Origin of the sequence: Streptomyces sp. NPDC126499 (assembly GCF_040302485.1) — a bacterium.
Taxonomy (GTDB): Bacteria; Actinomycetota; Actinomycetes; order Streptomycetales; family Streptomycetaceae; genus Streptomyces.
On the sequence record NZ_JBEOUO010000028.1, the window covers coordinates 53,913 to 67,748 of the forward strand.

Below are 13,836 nucleotides of genomic sequence, written 5' to 3' on the forward strand. Positions count from 1 at the left end.
GACCGTGGCTGTCCGCGACCCCTGGCAGACTCGCGCCCATGTGGGAGACCTCCGCACGGCTGCTGCGTCTGCTGTCCCTGCTCCAGGCCCACCGCGAGTGGTCCGGGGCCGCCCTCGCCGACCGGCTGGGCGTGACGGCCCGGACCGTGCGGCGGGACGTCGAGCGGCTGCGGCGGCTGGGCTATCCGGTGAACGCCACGCCCGGCACCGGCGGCGGCTACCAGCTGGGCGCGGGCGCCGAGCTGCCGCCGCTGCTCCTCGACGACGAGGAGGCGGTCGCGGTCGCCGTCGGGCTGCGGGCCGCGGCCGGGCAGGGCGTCGAGGGCATCGGCGAGAGCTCCGTACGCGCCCTGGCGAAGCTGGAGCAGGTGCTCCCCGGGCGGCTGCGGCGCCGGGTGGGCGCCCTCAACGCCTTCACCGTGCCGATGCTGCGCACCCCGCTGGACCGCGTCGACCCGGCCGTGCTGACCGAGCTGGCGAACGCCTGCCGGGACGCCGAGCGGCTGCGCTTCGCGTACCGCGACCACGAGGGGGCCGCCACCCGCAGGACCGTCGAACCGCACCGGCTGGTGTGCAGCGAGCGCCGCTGGTACCTGGTGGCCTGGGACGTGGACCGGGCCGACTGGCGGACCTTCCGGGCCGACCGGATCGTGCCGACACCGCCGCACGGCCCCCGCTTCCCGCCCCGCGAGCCGCCCGCCGAGGACCTGGCCGCCTATGTGGCGAAGGGCGTGTCCACGGCGGCGTACGCGACCGAGGCGACGATCCGGCTGCACGTCCCGCTCGCCGAGGCCGCCGCCGCGGTCGGCATCGCCGACGGCGTGCTGACCGCCGAGGGCGACGCCTCCTGCCTCCTTGCGACCGGGGCGCACAGCCTCGATCTGCTCGTGATCCACGTGTCGATGCTCGGCCTCGAGTTCGAGGTGATCGACCCGCCGGAGCTGACGGACCGCGTACGGGCGCTCAGGGACCTGCTGTCCCGGGCCCTCGACCGGCCGGGCGGCGCCGCTTCGGCGGCGGACTCGTGAGCCGCGCGGGGCCGGCCGACTGATCGTACGGTCGGCTGATGATGTGGTCGGGATGCGGGGAAATCGTGAATGCCGCGCGGAGGGGCCCGGTCCCCGGAATTCCCCTCCGCAGGCACCGTGACGGAATTCCGTAAGGACTCCGCCGGGGCCTTCGGGTCTCCCGCGCGGAAGGCCGGGAATTACCGGGGAAACGGCTGGAAACCGCCACTGTCGGCGACCGGGCCCGGGCCGGCCATATGTCGAGAACCTGTGACACAAGCGTGACCGGCGGGGTACTAACGTGAGCTGTATGACACCCGAACACGCACCCGATACGTATGTGGGTCTCGCCGCCGACGACGCCGAACGGCTCGCCCGGATCCGGGGCTGGAGCGTCGTCCGTTCCCTGCCCCCGGGCTCGATCATCACCATGGAGTACCTGGATGGGCGCATCAACTTCGAGGTCGAGGACGGCGTCGTCACCCGCGTCTGGCTCGGCTGACGGCGGACGGACACTCCGGGGCCTTGGGGGCGTGCGGCGCGATACGGGGGAGGGCCCCGGCCGATGACCGGCCGGGGCCCTCCCCGCTCGCGTGCGTCGTCGTGCCGGGGCTGCCGGCTCAGCCGCCCGTCGCCGGGCGGGAGTGCGGCGGACGACGGCTGCCGGCCGGTCCGACCGGGCCGCGCTCCGAACGCACCGCGTGATGGCCGGCGTGCGCGTGATGCGCCGGATGGGGCGCGCGCGGAGCCGCCAGCGGGGCGGCCGGGCGTCCCGGGGCCCGGCCGGTGGCGCCCCGGCCGGAACCGGCACCCACGGTCTCCCGCACCGGCTCCTCGGCCCCCGCGGGGCGCGGCGGGAACAGGCCGGGCACCGGACCGCCGGACGCCACGGGCAGCGAGGGAACGAGCCTGCGGCGGGCCCGCAGCTGCTCGCGCAGCCGGTCGCGCACGCCCAGGATCCGGGCCTCCGCCACCGCGATGACCGGCTCGCACCAGGGCAGCGCGAGCAGGATCAGCAGGCCCGCGGCCCAGCCGAGCAGCACATCGCTCAGCCAGTGCGTACCGAGGTAGACGGTGGTCAGGCCGACGCCGAGCGCGACCACGGCCGACAGGGCCGACAGATAGCGGCGGGCCCTCGGCGTGGTCGCCAGATAGGCCAGGATGCCCCAGGTCACCACCGCGTTCGCCGTGTGACCGGACGGGAATATATCGCCGCCCGCGAAGAGCTCGGCGGAGCCGACCTGCGTCGCGTAGTGGGGGCCGAGCCGGCCGAGACCGAGTTTGACCGAGCCGACCGTGACATTGAGCAGCAGCAGCGCCGCTCCGAGGGAGAGCAGCGGCCGCAGGGTGTGCTGGCGCCAGGAGCGCCAGCCCAGCCAGGCCGCCACCATGACGGCCGTGGGGCCGCGCTGGCCGAGGACGACGTAGTAGTCGAGGAAGGCGTGCAGCTCCGGCCACTGCTGATAGGGCCGGAAGAGCATGATCTTCCAGTCGAGGGTCACCAGCCACGTCGACAGCAGTACGGCGACGACGATGGCCAGATAGAACGCCGACGTCCCGCCGAAGAGGGCGAGACGCGTGCGGGTCATCCGCGGGACCTCTATCTTCGGCGGTTCCGGCTCCCGGTCCAGCCGGGCAAAGATGTCGGTACGCACCCAATCGACGTTACAGGGAGTGAGTAGCGACCTTGGTCGTTCCGGTCTCTTCGTGATGACGATGTGATGTGGAGTCGCTCTCGGCCGGGCGTTTGTTCCCGTCACCCGTCGGAAAATCGGATGACCTTCCGCCCTAATGCCGGAGCGGCCATTCCGTAAGTGTGTTTGACGGTCCGGAGAATTCCACGGACGGCGACGAGCGGCGAATTCCCCCCCGCGCGCGGCCCGGCCCGAGTGGCGTACGCCACACCCCGCGGCCCGCCGGGGTGAGAGCTGCACCACGCGCTCGGGCCTTGAACTCGCGTACGCTGACGGCTCACTCGCCCGTCGATGCCGGGCCGCCCCGGGGCCGCTCCCCGGCCGGTGCCCGCCGAGCGCGAGGGCTTCACTGGGAGGTACGTACATGGCGCGGACGATCACGGCCGGAACACGGCCGCGTCCCCTGGGCCGCCGCACCGACGCCGGTGCCAACCGCTGGGTCGTCCTCGTCGTCCTGTGCGTCAGCCTGCTGCTGGTCGCGCTGGACGCGACCGTGCTGCACGTCGCCGTCCCCTCCCTCACCGAGGACCTGCGCCCGAGCTCCACCGCGCTGCTGTGGATCGTCGACGCCTATCCGCTGATCTGCGCCTCGCTCCTCATCCTCTTCGGCACCCTCGGTGACCGGGTCGGCCGCAGACGGGTGCTGCTGCTCGGCTACGTGCTGTTCGGCGTCGCGTCGGCGGTCGCCGCGCTCGCCACCGTCCCCGAGGTGCTGATCGGCGCCCGCGCCCTGCTCGGCGTCGGCGGCGCCATGATCATGCCCGCCACGCTCTCCATCCTCCGCGCCGTCTTCCCCGACCGGCGCGAGCGGGCCACCGCCATCGGCATCTGGACGGCCACCGCCGCCATAGGCGCCGCCACCGGGCCCGTGCTCGGCGGCTTCCTGGTCGAGCACTACTGGTGGGGCTCGGTCTTCCTGATCAACATCCCGCTGATGGCGCTGATCCTGCCCGCCGGCCGCTGGCTGCTCCCCGAGTCCCGGGGCGGCGGCGACGGCCCCTGGGACGTGCTCGGCGCGCTGATGGCCGCCGCCGGAGTACTCGGCGCCGTCCTCGGCGTCAAGCGGCTCGGCGCCGGCGAACCGCTGCTCGCTCTGCCCACGGCAGGCCCGCTCCTCGCCGGAGCGGCACTCATCGTCCTCTTCGTCCGGCGGCAGAAGCGGCGCGCGCACCCGCTGATCGACATGAGCCTGTTCGCCCGGGCGGCCTTCACCACCTCGGTCGGCTGCATCGTGCTCGCCATGCTGGCCCTGGTCGGCCTCCAGCTGATCGCCGTCCAGTACCTCCAGCTGATCCTGGGCCTCAGCCCCCTGGAGACCGGGCTGCGGCTCCTCCCGCTGACCTTCGCCGCCATGGCCGCCGGCGCCACCGGCTCGTACACCCTGCGCAGGCTCGGCCCGCGCCGCATGGTCGGCTGGGGCTTCGTCCTGACCGCCTCGGCGGTGCTGCTGCTCGTCCTCATGGGCCAGCACGACCGCCCGCTGCTGCTGACCGTCGGCTTCGTGCTGCTCGGCTTCGGACTGCAGACCACCCTCTTCTCGGCGTACGAGTCGATGCTGAGCGAGGCCCCGCCGCAGAGTGCGGGCGGGGCGGCGGCGATCGGCGAGACCTCGTACCAGCTCGGCGCGGGCATGGGCATCGCGTTCCTCGGCAGCGTGATGAACGCGGCGTACGGGCCCGGCCTGAGCGGCGTCCCCGGGGTGCCGGACAGCGCGGCCCGGGCCGCCGCGAACTCCCTCGGCGAGGCGTACAAGGTCGCCGAACAGCTCGGCGGCACGGCCGGCGATGCGCTGCGCCACACGGCCCGGCACGCCTTCGTCAACGGCCTGCACGTGACCCTGTTCGTGAGCGCGGGCCTGCTGCTCCTCGGCGCGCTGATGGCGCTGCGCCTGCCGCGCGTGATGGAGTGCCCGCCGGTGCCGCGCGAGGACCTCGACGACGAGCGGGGTGTCGACGACGGGCGGGGCGGTCAGGGTCTCGACGAGGGGCGGGGCGGCCGGGGTCTCGACGGCGACCGGGAGACCGCCGGCGCCGGGTCCGCGGGCCGGGAGCTGCCGGTGGCCGAGACCGGGAAGGACACCGTCCGCGTCCCCGCCACCCGCGTCCCGGCCGAGCGGGCGGGCTCGGCGCGACCGGGGCGCTGACGCGCGGACGGTCGGGCGCGTGCCCCCTCAGCTCTGGTTGAAGAAGCCGTCCTGGGAGCGTCCGGCGGACTCACCGCTGACGATCTGGGTGTCGGCCGGCGTCAGCAGGAAGACCCGCGTCGCCACCCGCTCGATCGAGCCGCGCAGGCCGAAGGCGAGGCCGGCGGCGAAGTCGACCACGCGCTTGGCGTCGTTCGGCTCCATCGCCGTGAGGTTCACGATCACCGGGACGCCGTCCCGGAACAGCTCGCCGATCCCCCGGGCGTCCCGGAAGCCGTCCGGGGAGACGGTGGCGATCCGACGGCCGTGCTCCTGCGCCGTGTCGGACGCCACCCGCACCCGCGGGTCCGTCACCCAGGCGTCGCCGCTCTCGGCACCGTCGGCGTACTCGTCGTCGTAGTAACGCTCGTCGTTGTCCTCGACGAGTCCCAGCCAGGCACTGGCCTTGCGCACCGATCCCATGGACGCCTCCTTTCAGCGCGGTCACTTGTGGTTCCGCATATCCCTATCGTCGTCCATGATGCGGATCGCGCGCCAAGTGGATAGTCGGCGCGCAGGGGATTCGTGACGGTACTGGTGCAGAACGTGAGGTTCGAAAACTGGCGATTCGTCAGAGATCTTGCGGTATGCGGCGCCTGACAGGGGCTCGGATCCGGCCATGCAACTTAAATGACGAACGTCGGGCCGTAAGGGTGACGATCCGGGCGTACGGGTGAACCGATTCCTCCTCCACCGCCTGGGTACGATGCCCGAGGGGGTCGCGCAGCGGACGCGCGCGATCACGGGGGGAACGTACGGGGGGAATGTCTTGTTCGGAATCGTCCGGCCGTGCACACACCGGCTCACCGAAGGTCTCAAGACGGAGTGGATGGCCCATCTCTGCGGCCTCTGCCTGGCACTTCGCTCGGACCACGGCCAGCTCGCCAGGGTGGTCACCAACTACGACGGCCTGATCGTCTCGGTCCTGACGGAGGCTCAGACCGGACCGACCGAGGCCGGGCGCCGCACGGCGGGGCCCTGTCCGCTCCGCGCGATGCGGACGGCGCCCGTCGCACGCGGCGAGGGCGCCCGGCTCGCCGCCGCCGTCTCGCTGGTCCTCGCCTCGGCGAAGATCCGCGACCACGTCGCCGACCGCGACGGCCTGCTCGCCCGGCGGCCGGTCGCCGCCGCGGCCCGCCGGGTCGCCCGCTCCTGGGACCGGGCGGGCGCGCGCACCGGGCGGGCGCTCGGCTTCGACACCGCGGTGCTCGTCGACGCGGTCGACCGGCAGACCGGCATCGAGTCCCTCGCCGGGCCCGGCACCCCGCTGCTCGCCGTCACCGAGCCGACGGAGACGGCCACCGCGGCCGCCTTCGCCCACACCGCGGTCCTCGCCGGCCGCCCCGGCAACGCCGCGCCCCTCGCCGAGGCGGGCCGGCTCTTCGGCCGCCTCGCCCACCTCCTGGACGCCGTCGAGGACCAGGCCGCCGACGCCGCCGCCGGCTCCTGGAACCCGCTCACCGCGACCGGCACCTCCCGTGAGGAGGCCCGCCGGCTCGCCGACGACGCGCTGCACGGCATCCGCCTGGCCCTGAAGGACGTCGAGTTCGCCGACGGCCGCCTCGCCCACCTGCTCCTCGCCCACGAGCTGCGCACCTCGGTCGACCGCGCCTTCGGCACGACGACCTGCGCCCACGGCACGCCGGGGCCGGGCCGTGGACCGGTGCCGGGGAACCCGTACGGGGGCGGGGCGCCCGGCCCGTACGGCGGCGGCAATCCGTACGGGCCGCACGGCGGGGGCGTGTACGGCGGCGGCAATCCGTACGGTCCGCACGGCGGAGGCGCGTACGGCGGCGGGGCGGGCGGCCACGGCGGCGGAGGAGCGGGCGGACCCGGCGGACCGGGTGGTCCCGGCGGGCAGCCGCCGCAGTTCGGCGCCGGCGGTCCGCAGCGGCCCAAGCCGCGCGGCTTCCTCGCGGGCTGCGCCATGTTCACCTGGCTGTTCTGCACCTGCCAGATCTGCTGTGCGAAGGAGTACGAGGGCCCCTGGTCGCGGAAGAAGCGCGAGGGCTGCTGCCGGGAGTGCGACAGCCACTGCGACTGCCCCTGTGACGGCTGCTGCTGCCCCTGCGACGGCTGACCCGCCGTCGGACGACCGCCGCGACCGACGTCATCGCCAAGGCGCCGGACCTCGGGTGGGGAGATCCGTGACGGGGGCGCCGACGCCGTCACTACCCCACGGGCGTGGTGCGGTAGCCCCGGCCGGTCAGGGGGATCGGGTGGCCGGTCGGGGCCTTGCTCAGGCCTGCCGCTTCTGAACCACGAAACCGCGTACCGGCCTGGGCCCGCGCCGGTCAGGATCCTCCGGCGGCCGCTGCGCGCTCCGCACCCTGGCAACCACGTCCGCGTACCGCGGATCGATCCACTCTGTCATGTGGGCCTCCTTCCTGACCGGCAGCCTACGGGCACCTACGTGGGCTTCTTCGGGATCAGGACGATCGGCCCGGAGTCGTCCGAGTGCTGGCACGACGCCGCCACGGAAACGAGGGAGTCGTCCGGGCCGCGCCACAGCTGCTCGTCGACCTCGTAGCCGGCGGCCTCCATGGCGGCGATCGTGCGGCGGAGGCTGGCCTCGCCGCGGCGGGCGGGGTCCGGGCGCTCGGGTACGTGGTGCACGAACCCGCCGAGGGCCGCGCACAGGTTGGCGTACAGGCTCGTGTGGAGGATGAGGGCGTGCCATCCTTCGTCGACCACGCGGGAGGGCACGAGGCCGTCCCCCGGGCTCGCCGCGGCCGCGGCGAGGAACGCGAGAGCCTGCTCCAGGATCCGGCTGGCCAGCTCGGGGTCCATGCCGGGGTTGTTGTCGAGGATCGTTGCGCGGACGTTGATGAACTGGTTGTCGTTGAGCAGGGCTCGCGAGGTGGTGGGGGCTCCGCCGTGGCGGGGCGGTGGCGGTTTCATCGGCCCGGTCTTGCAGGCGGCCATGGTTCCTCCTGGGGATTCCGACGGTGCGTTTCGGCCCGCTCAGTGCGGGAGTCTGTGTGTGATGCCGAAGGTGATGCAGGCGAGCGTGGCCAGCAGGATCAGGACGTACAGGATCTTCCGCCAGGTTCGGTCACGGGGCGTCTGCCCGGACCGGCGGCAGCTCGGTGTGGCCGATGAGCCTTCACGGTCATGCTCGACTCCTCGTGCAGCAAGGGCCGGCGTACACGGGGACGCTCATGACGTGTGCGCCGTAGCGGGTACCGACCCGGCCCGCTTCGGTACCGCCGGTGGTGATGCGCTTGTCGCACCAGATGCAGTGCCAGCCCATGTGCTGACCGTGAGTCAGGTCCTGGTAGCGCGGCAGCGGCCGCGGCTCCATGGGGGCCGTCATCGTGCCGCCCGCGCGACGGCCGACTCGGCCTCGGAGAGGAACACGTACAGCGGCGGCCAGACCCCGCGCACCGCTGCGCAGTCGAGGTGAGCGTAGATGTGACGGCCCCCGTGGGCGGGCGGCTGCACGCGCACGCAACAGTCCGGGTTGGGGTGGGTGCAGTACGTGCAGTGTCTCTCCGGTCGAGTCCGCATGGCGGCACCATGGCGTCGGCCCGCTCTCCGGTGCCATGCCCGCCTCGTGATGAAAACGGCGATCCGTCACGGCCGGACCATGAACCCTGCGTGCTGTTCGTCGCGCGGATGAGAAAACGGCTCAGTTCCTCAGCCGCCTCCAACTACCTTGGCGGGGGAGGTGCCCATGCCGCGGAGTGACGGAAAGCGGGCTGCGGCCCGAGCGATCGCGGCCAGGGCCGAAGCGGCCGGCTGGACGTCCTGGCAGACAGCAGTCACCATCACAGCGGAGATCGGCTGCGGCCTGCTCCAGGCGCATCGGCTGGCCCGCGGCTGGACGCTTGATGACGCCCGCCGCCGTCTCTTGGCCGTCGGGGCGCGCGTCACCGTACAACAACTCTCCGGCTGGGAGAACGGGAAGAGCCGCCCTGGCGATGAGAACCTCGACCGGCTGTGCCGCGTCTACGCCACCCGCCCCGACCGGCTCGGTTACGGCCACGACTACACACCCAGCCACGAAGCGGCGGTGGAGCCGCTCGCGGAGCTGCCCCCGTCCCGTCCGGATCCGGAAGCCATGACGGTGGACACCAGCAGGCCGCCCGCATCCCTGGCAGCCCTGCGCGCCGGCACCACCGCCCTGCTCACGGGCAGCGTGTCCGAGACCACACTCGACCAGCTGGAACGGCGGGCCACAGAACACGGTCACGAGTACCAGATCCTCCCGCCCGCCGATCTGCTGGTCGGCAGTGTCACCGACTTCCAGGCCGTCAAGGGGCTGCTCGCGGCACGTCAGCCCGCGGACATCCGCGTACGCCTCTGCCGGATCGCAGCGCAGTTGGCCGGCACCACCGGGATAGCGCTGGTGGCGCTCGGCGAGCACCGGGAGGCGCGCTCCTGGTATCACCTCGGGCAGCTCCTCGCCGAGGAGACCGGCGACCGCGCCCTCCGCGCGTGGCTGCTCGCCAGGGAAGCGGTGATCCCGTTGTACTTCGGGGCGCCGGCTGCGGCGCTTGCGTTGGCGGAGCGGGCCCGGCTCGTCGCCGGGTCGGCCGTGTGCGCGACGGCGGCGTGGGCCCCGGCGCTGGAGGCCCGGGCGCTGGCCCGGATGGGCCGTGCCCGGGAAGCGCAGGACGCGCTCAAGCTGGCCCAGACGGCGTTCGCCCGGCTCAGTGCGGCCGACACCTCCGATACCGCCTACGGCTATACCGAACGTCAGCTCGTCTGGCACAGCGGCAGTATGTGGACCACGCTCGGCGACACTCGCCGTGCCCAGGCGGCGCTGCATCAGGCCCGGGACATGTACGCACCCACCGAGTATCTCGACCGGGCGCTGATCGCGATGGACGAGGCGCAGAGTCTTGTGGCGGTCGGCGAGGTGTCGGTCGCCTGCCGGGCGGCGGAGAGTCTGCTTCTCGGGCTGCCCCGGGAGCACCTCACCGGCATCGTGGTCTCGCGGGCGCGTGAAGTGCTCGCGGCGATCCCCGGGCGGGCAGCCGGCTCAGCTCCCGTGCGAGAGCTGCACGAGCTGGTGAGCTCGGTGCCGGCGCTCACCGCGGACGCCGCGCCAGAAGCTGTAGCAGGCCCGTAACGGCGACACCGGCGACGACCTTCCGCGTGTCGAGGAGCTCTTGAACGTCGTCGAGGGGATGCCACTCGATCCGGTCGGCCTCGTGGGTGTCGACCGGGTCAGCGACCCTCTGGGCGCCTCGGCCGAGGAAGACGTGGTGCCGCGCGTTGCACATGCCGCCGATCGGTTCGTTGTAGGCGAGGGGGGTCAGGTTCTCGGGCTTGATCTCGTAGCCGGTCTCCTCCAGCACCTCACGGACGGCCGCCTCGGCTGGTGTCTCGCCCTCGTCGACGATGCCGCTGGGGATCTCCCAGGACCAGCTGCCGGTGGCGAAGCGGTGACGCCACATGAGCAGGACGTCGTCGGTGTCGTTGAGAAGAACGACGGCTGCGACCGGGGCCAGCTTGATCAGGTGGTGCTCGTAGCGGTCGCGCCCTGGCGGCTCGACGTCGACGAGGTCGAGGCCGACCCAGGGGCTGGTGTAGACGGGGCGTGACCCGTGCACTGTCCACTCGCTCATGACCGCCACCCTTGCACAGTCCAAGATCGCGGAGAAGACAGCCCGCGGCACGAAGGCACCCGTGCCTTCCTCTCCAAGCTCCTCCGATCCGATGTCCTTTGATCCAAGGTGCTGTGATCCCACGTGCTCTGGCCGAAGCACCGTTCGACGGGCCTGCCCCGTACCGAGAACCGACGTGTGGAAAGGTGACCGGCATGAGCACGGATGACGTGAAGCGGGGCGCGCGCGGCGGCGATCCCCGGGAGGAGTGGCAGCAGTGGCACGAGCAGCGCACGGCGGCGGTGGCGTCGTCGTACGGACCGCTCTCGCTGACCGGCACGTACTGGCTCTCGGACTTCCCGGAGGGGCGAATTCCGGCCGTTCCGGGGGAGTGGCGGGCGGACGGCGGCGAGGTCGTCCTGACCGCGGGGGCCGAGGACGCGATCACGGTCGACGGCAAGCCGCTGATCGGCACGGTGCGGCTGACCGCGGACCACGCGCCGATCCACGAGTCGCGGGTCGAGTCGGCCGGCCGGCGGCTGGTCGTGCTGCGTCGTGAAGGGGAGTGGGCGGTACGGGACTTCGACCCCGAGTCGGAGGCGCGGCGCGCCTTCCGGGGCATCGTGGCCACGCCGTACGACGAGGAGTGGGTGCGGCCCGGCGTGTTCCGCCCGTACGCCGAGGACCGTCACGTACGGGTGGAGAACGCGGACGGCAGGGAGCGCGGACTCGGTCTCTCCGGGGAGCTGGTCTTCGACCTGCACGGCGCCGAGCGCAGCCTGCAGGTGGCGGTGGAGGACGACGGCACCCTGTGGGCGGTCTTCGCGGACGCCACCAGCGGCCGGGACAGCTACCGCTTCCGTTTCCTGCGGCCGGCCGCGCCGGCGGCGGACGGCACGGTGACGGTGGACTTCAACCGGGCGCTGCTGCCGCCGTGCGCGTTCGCGCCGCACTTCATCTGCCCGTTCCCACCGCCGGGGAACACGCTGGACACGGCGGTCGCGGCGGGGGAGCGGCGGCTGGTCGAGGGCTGAGCGGGAGTCCGCTGGGGGCGTCCGGCCGGGATTTCCGCTCGGAGCGGAAGGGTGGAGTACGGACGGGAGCCCGGGCGGGAGTACGGGCGGGGACGGTGCGGGCCGGCGAAGGGCCGCACCGTCCCGCGCGGGTGCCGGGAGTGGCTCCGCGGGCGGACCGGTGCGTGCGGGCGGTCTTGTGCGTTCCGGTCACGGGGGCCAGTATCGCTCGCGGTGCATGTCAGGAACACGTCACCTGACGGTGCCTCATGAGCCCGCACCCACGGGCCACTTGGCCGTACCCCGAAGGAGAACAGTGAGGACCACGCGCATCCGACTGCTCGCCGTCGCCGCCGCCGTCGCGGCAGCCACCGCCCTCGGTCTGCCCGGCGCCCAGGCCGCCCCCACCCCCGGACCGGCGAGCGCCGAGGCGCTCGCCCGAGTCGACGCCGCCGTCCTGAAGGCGGACGTCGGCGGCACCGCCTGGTACGTCGACAAGGCCGCCGGCAGAGTCGTCGTCACCGTCGACTCCACCGTGTCCGAGGCCGGTCTCGCCAAGATCCGCCAGGCCGCCGGCGCCGACGCCGGAGCGCTGCGCGTCGAGCGCACCCCGGGCGTCTTCAAGCCCCTGCTCGGCCCCGGCGACGCCATCTACGGCAGCGGCTACCGCTGCTCGCTCGGCTTCAACGTGGTCAGCGGCGGCACGCCCCACTTCCTGACCGCCGGCCACTGCGGCAACGTCGTGAAGACCTGGTACGCCAACTCGGCCCAGTCCACGCTGATCGGCCCGACCGTCGGGTCCAGCTTCCCCGGCAACGACTACGCCCTGGTCCGCTACGACAACACCTCGCTCAGCCGCACCGGGGGCTTCACCGCCGCCGACGCCTACGTCGGCGAGCCGGTCAAGCGCTCCGGCTCCACCACCGGCACCCACAGCGGCACGGTGACCGGCCTGAACGCCACCGTCCACTACTCCGGGGGCGGCACCGTGCGCGGCATGATCCAGACCAACGTCTGCGCCGAGCCCGGCGACTCCGGTGGCGCCCTCTACGACGGCAACAAGGCGCTCGGCATCACCTCCGGCGGCAGCGGCGACTGCTCGCGCGGCGGCACCACCTTCTACCAGCCGGTGCCCGAGGCGCTCGCCAAGTACCGGGCGACCCTCCTCTAGCGAGCCCCGCACCGGCGAGCCCTGGTCCCGCGAGCCTGCTCCGGCAAGCCCTGGTCCAGCGAGCCCGCACGTCCGCGCAACTCCCTCGTATCTCCCCTCGGTTGAAGGCTGTACGGCCGAAAGGCACCCTTGCGGCGCGAAGCCGTACGGCCCGAGACTCCCCCACAGCGCCGGCCCCTGGCCGCGCCTCACGGGTCCGGCACCCCACTGCGGGCCCCCGATTCCCCTCTGGAGGAACGAAAAAGTGAGGACCAAGCGCACCACCCCCACGAGAAACATCCGTCTGCTCGCGATCGCCGCCGGCCTCGCCGCCGCGGTCGGGCTCGCCGTCCCCGCCGCGAACGCCGAGAGCACAGGGACGTTCGGCGCCTCCCAGCTCGCCGCCGCGAGCGACGCCGTCCTCGCCGCCGACGTGCCGGGCACCGCCTGGCACACCGACGCCGCCACCGGGAAGGTGGTCGTCGCCGTCGACTCCACCGTCTCCCAGGCCGAGATCGCCACGATCAAGCGCCAGGCCGGTGCCCACGCCGGCGCGCTGAAGATCGAGCGCACGCCCGGCAGGATCAGCAAGCTCATCTCCGGTGGCGACGCCATCTACGCCTCCAGCTGGCGCTGCTCCCTCGGCTTCAACGTCCGCAACAGCGCGGGCGCCGACTACTTCCTCACCGCCGGCCACTGCACCGACGGCGCGGGCACCTGGTACGCCAACTCCGGCCGCACCACCGTGCTCGGCTCCACCTCGGGCTCCAGCTTCCCCACCAACGACTACGGCATCGTCCGCTACACCAACACGTCGATCGCCAAGCCCGGCACCGTGGGTTCCGTGGACATCACCCGCGCCGCCGACCCCACCGTCGGCCAGTCCGCCTGCCGTCGCGGCTCCACCACGGGCACCCACTGCGGCAGCGTCACCGGCCTCAACGCGACCGTGAACTACGGCGGCGGCGACATCGTCTACGGCATGATCCGCACGAACATCTGCGCCGAGCCCGGTGACTCCGGCGGCGCCCTCTACTCGGGCAGCACGGCCCTCGGCCTCACCTCGGGCGGCAGCGGCAACTGCTCCTCGGGCGGCACGACGTTCTTCCAGCCCGTGACGGAGGCGCTGCGCGCCTACGGCCTCAGCGTGCACTGAGGGGCGGGAGACTCCCCTTGACGTGAGGGTCCCCCCGGCCGTCGCCCGGCCGGGGGGACCTTTCGCGCGCCGCGGAGGG

At 73.2% G+C, this 13,836-nt stretch carries 13 protein-coding genes; 8 read left to right on the forward strand and 5 right to left on the reverse strand.

Going from position 1 to position 13,836, the window contains the following annotated elements; all coding sequences use genetic code 11:
- The first annotated feature begins 38 nt into the window (after positions 1-38).
- Positions 39-1,028, forward strand: coding sequence for a YafY family protein (locus ABTZ91_RS30010; protein ID WP_352080358.1), 990 nt, complete (start codon positions 39-41; stop codon positions 1,026-1,028).
- 289 nt (positions 1,029-1,317) lie between these two features.
- Positions 1,318-1,509 carry an I78 family peptidase inhibitor gene (locus ABTZ91_RS30015; protein WP_352080359.1) on the forward strand — a complete coding sequence of 64 codons (192 nt, stop codon included), beginning with the start codon at positions 1,318-1,320 and terminating at the stop codon, positions 1,507-1,509.
- A gap of 118 nt (positions 1,510-1,627) precedes the next feature.
- On the opposite strand, the gene ABTZ91_RS30020 is transcribed toward ABTZ91_RS30015, so the two are convergent.
- On the reverse strand, positions 1,628-2,662 hold the full coding sequence (locus tag ABTZ91_RS30020; RefSeq protein ID WP_352080360.1) for a phosphatase PAP2 family protein: 1,035 nt from the start codon (positions 2,660-2,662) through the stop codon (positions 1,628-1,630).
- A gap of 403 nt (positions 2,663-3,065) precedes the next feature.
- On the opposite strand from ABTZ91_RS30020, the gene ABTZ91_RS30025 reads away from it, so the two are divergent.
- Positions 3,066-4,844: an MFS transporter gene (locus ABTZ91_RS30025; protein WP_352080361.1), complete on the forward strand. Its 1,779-nt coding sequence runs from the start codon at positions 3,066-3,068 to the stop codon at positions 4,842-4,844.
- 27 nt (positions 4,845-4,871) lie between these two features.
- Here ABTZ91_RS30025 and ABTZ91_RS30030 read toward each other — a convergent pair whose 3' ends face one another.
- Complete coding sequence (locus ABTZ91_RS30030) at positions 4,872-5,306, reverse strand: cell division protein SepF (RefSeq protein WP_352080362.1); 435 nt, start codon at positions 5,304-5,306, stop codon at positions 4,872-4,874.
- A 346-nt stretch (positions 5,307-5,652) separates the two neighbouring features.
- On the opposite strand from ABTZ91_RS30030, the gene ABTZ91_RS30035 reads away from it, so the two are divergent.
- Positions 5,653-6,963 carry a DUF5685 family protein gene (locus tag ABTZ91_RS30035; protein WP_352080363.1) on the forward strand — a complete coding sequence of 437 codons (1,311 nt, stop codon included), beginning with the start codon at positions 5,653-5,655 and terminating at the stop codon, positions 6,961-6,963.
- 329 nt (positions 6,964-7,292) lie between these two features.
- On the opposite strand, the gene ABTZ91_RS30040 is transcribed toward ABTZ91_RS30035, so the two are convergent.
- Positions 7,293-7,808, reverse strand: coding sequence for a hypothetical protein (locus ABTZ91_RS30040; RefSeq protein ID WP_352080364.1), 516 nt, complete (start codon positions 7,806-7,808; stop codon positions 7,293-7,295).
- Between the two features lie 387 nt (positions 7,809-8,195).
- Positions 8,196-8,393, reverse strand: coding sequence for a hypothetical protein (locus ABTZ91_RS30045; protein WP_352080365.1), 198 nt, complete (start codon positions 8,391-8,393; stop codon positions 8,196-8,198).
- Between the two features lie 166 nt (positions 8,394-8,559).
- Between ABTZ91_RS30045 and ABTZ91_RS30050 the strand changes: the two genes are divergently transcribed.
- Entirely contained in the window at positions 8,560-9,960 is a 1,401-nt protein-coding gene (locus ABTZ91_RS30050) for a helix-turn-helix transcriptional regulator (protein ID WP_352080366.1), read from the forward strand.
- Here the strand turns inward: ABTZ91_RS30050 and ABTZ91_RS30055 are convergent.
- The gene (locus ABTZ91_RS30055) at positions 9,920-10,459 is read right to left on the reverse strand and encodes an NUDIX hydrolase (protein WP_352080367.1); all 540 of its coding nucleotides are present in this window, start codon (positions 10,457-10,459) and stop codon (positions 9,920-9,922) included. The genes ABTZ91_RS30050 and ABTZ91_RS30055 overlap by 41 nt on opposite strands.
- A gap of 194 nt (positions 10,460-10,653) precedes the next feature.
- Here ABTZ91_RS30055 and ABTZ91_RS30060 point away from each other — a divergent pair, with 194 nt between their 5' ends.
- The 3 genes from ABTZ91_RS30060 to ABTZ91_RS30070 all read left to right on the forward strand — a co-directional run bounded on the left by ABTZ91_RS30060 (position 10,654) and on the right by ABTZ91_RS30070 (position 13,757).
- Positions 10,654-11,472 carry a DUF1684 domain-containing protein gene (locus tag ABTZ91_RS30060; protein ID WP_352080368.1) on the forward strand — a complete coding sequence of 273 codons (819 nt, stop codon included), beginning with the start codon at positions 10,654-10,656 and terminating at the stop codon, positions 11,470-11,472.
- A 295-nt stretch (positions 11,473-11,767) separates the two neighbouring features.
- The gene (locus ABTZ91_RS30065) at positions 11,768-12,622 is read left to right on the forward strand and encodes a S1 family peptidase (protein ID WP_352080369.1); all 855 of its coding nucleotides are present in this window, start codon (positions 11,768-11,770) and stop codon (positions 12,620-12,622) included.
- 244 nt (positions 12,623-12,866) lie between these two features.
- Positions 12,867-13,757 (forward strand): S1 family peptidase, encoded by an 891-nt coding sequence (locus ABTZ91_RS30070; protein WP_352080370.1) that lies wholly within the window; start codon positions 12,867-12,869, stop codon positions 13,755-13,757.
- Positions 13,758-13,836: the final 79 nt, after the last annotated feature.

What these genes read in the sequence shown, in the direction of transcription:
- ABTZ91_RS30040 (WP_352080364.1), bottom strand. Translation starts at nt 7,808, where the DNA reads ATGGCCGCCTGCAAGACCGGGCCGATGAAACCGCCACCGCCCCGCCAC.
- ABTZ91_RS30050 (WP_352080366.1), top strand. Translation starts at nt 8,560, where the DNA reads ATGCCGCGGAGTGACGGAAAGCGGGCTGCGGCCCGAGCGATCGCGGCC.
- ABTZ91_RS30015 (WP_352080359.1), top strand. Translation starts at nt 1,318, where the DNA reads ATGACACCCGAACACGCACCCGATACGTATGTGGGTCTCGCCGCCGAC.
- ABTZ91_RS30045 (WP_352080365.1), bottom strand. Translation starts at nt 8,393, where the DNA reads ATGCGGACTCGACCGGAGAGACACTGCACGTACTGCACCCACCCCAAC.
- ABTZ91_RS30010 (WP_352080358.1), top strand. Translation starts at nt 39, where the DNA reads ATGTGGGAGACCTCCGCACGGCTGCTGCGTCTGCTGTCCCTGCTCCAG.
- ABTZ91_RS30055 (WP_352080367.1), bottom strand. Translation starts at nt 10,459, where the DNA reads ATGAGCGAGTGGACAGTGCACGGGTCACGCCCCGTCTACACCAGCCCC.
- ABTZ91_RS30030 (WP_352080362.1), bottom strand. Translation starts at nt 5,306, where the DNA reads ATGGGATCGGTGCGCAAGGCCAGTGCCTGGCTGGGACTCGTCGAGGAC.
- ABTZ91_RS30060 (WP_352080368.1), top strand. Translation starts at nt 10,654, where the DNA reads ATGAGCACGGATGACGTGAAGCGGGGCGCGCGCGGCGGCGATCCCCGG.
- ABTZ91_RS30025 (WP_352080361.1), top strand. Translation starts at nt 3,066, where the DNA reads ATGGCGCGGACGATCACGGCCGGAACACGGCCGCGTCCCCTGGGCCGC.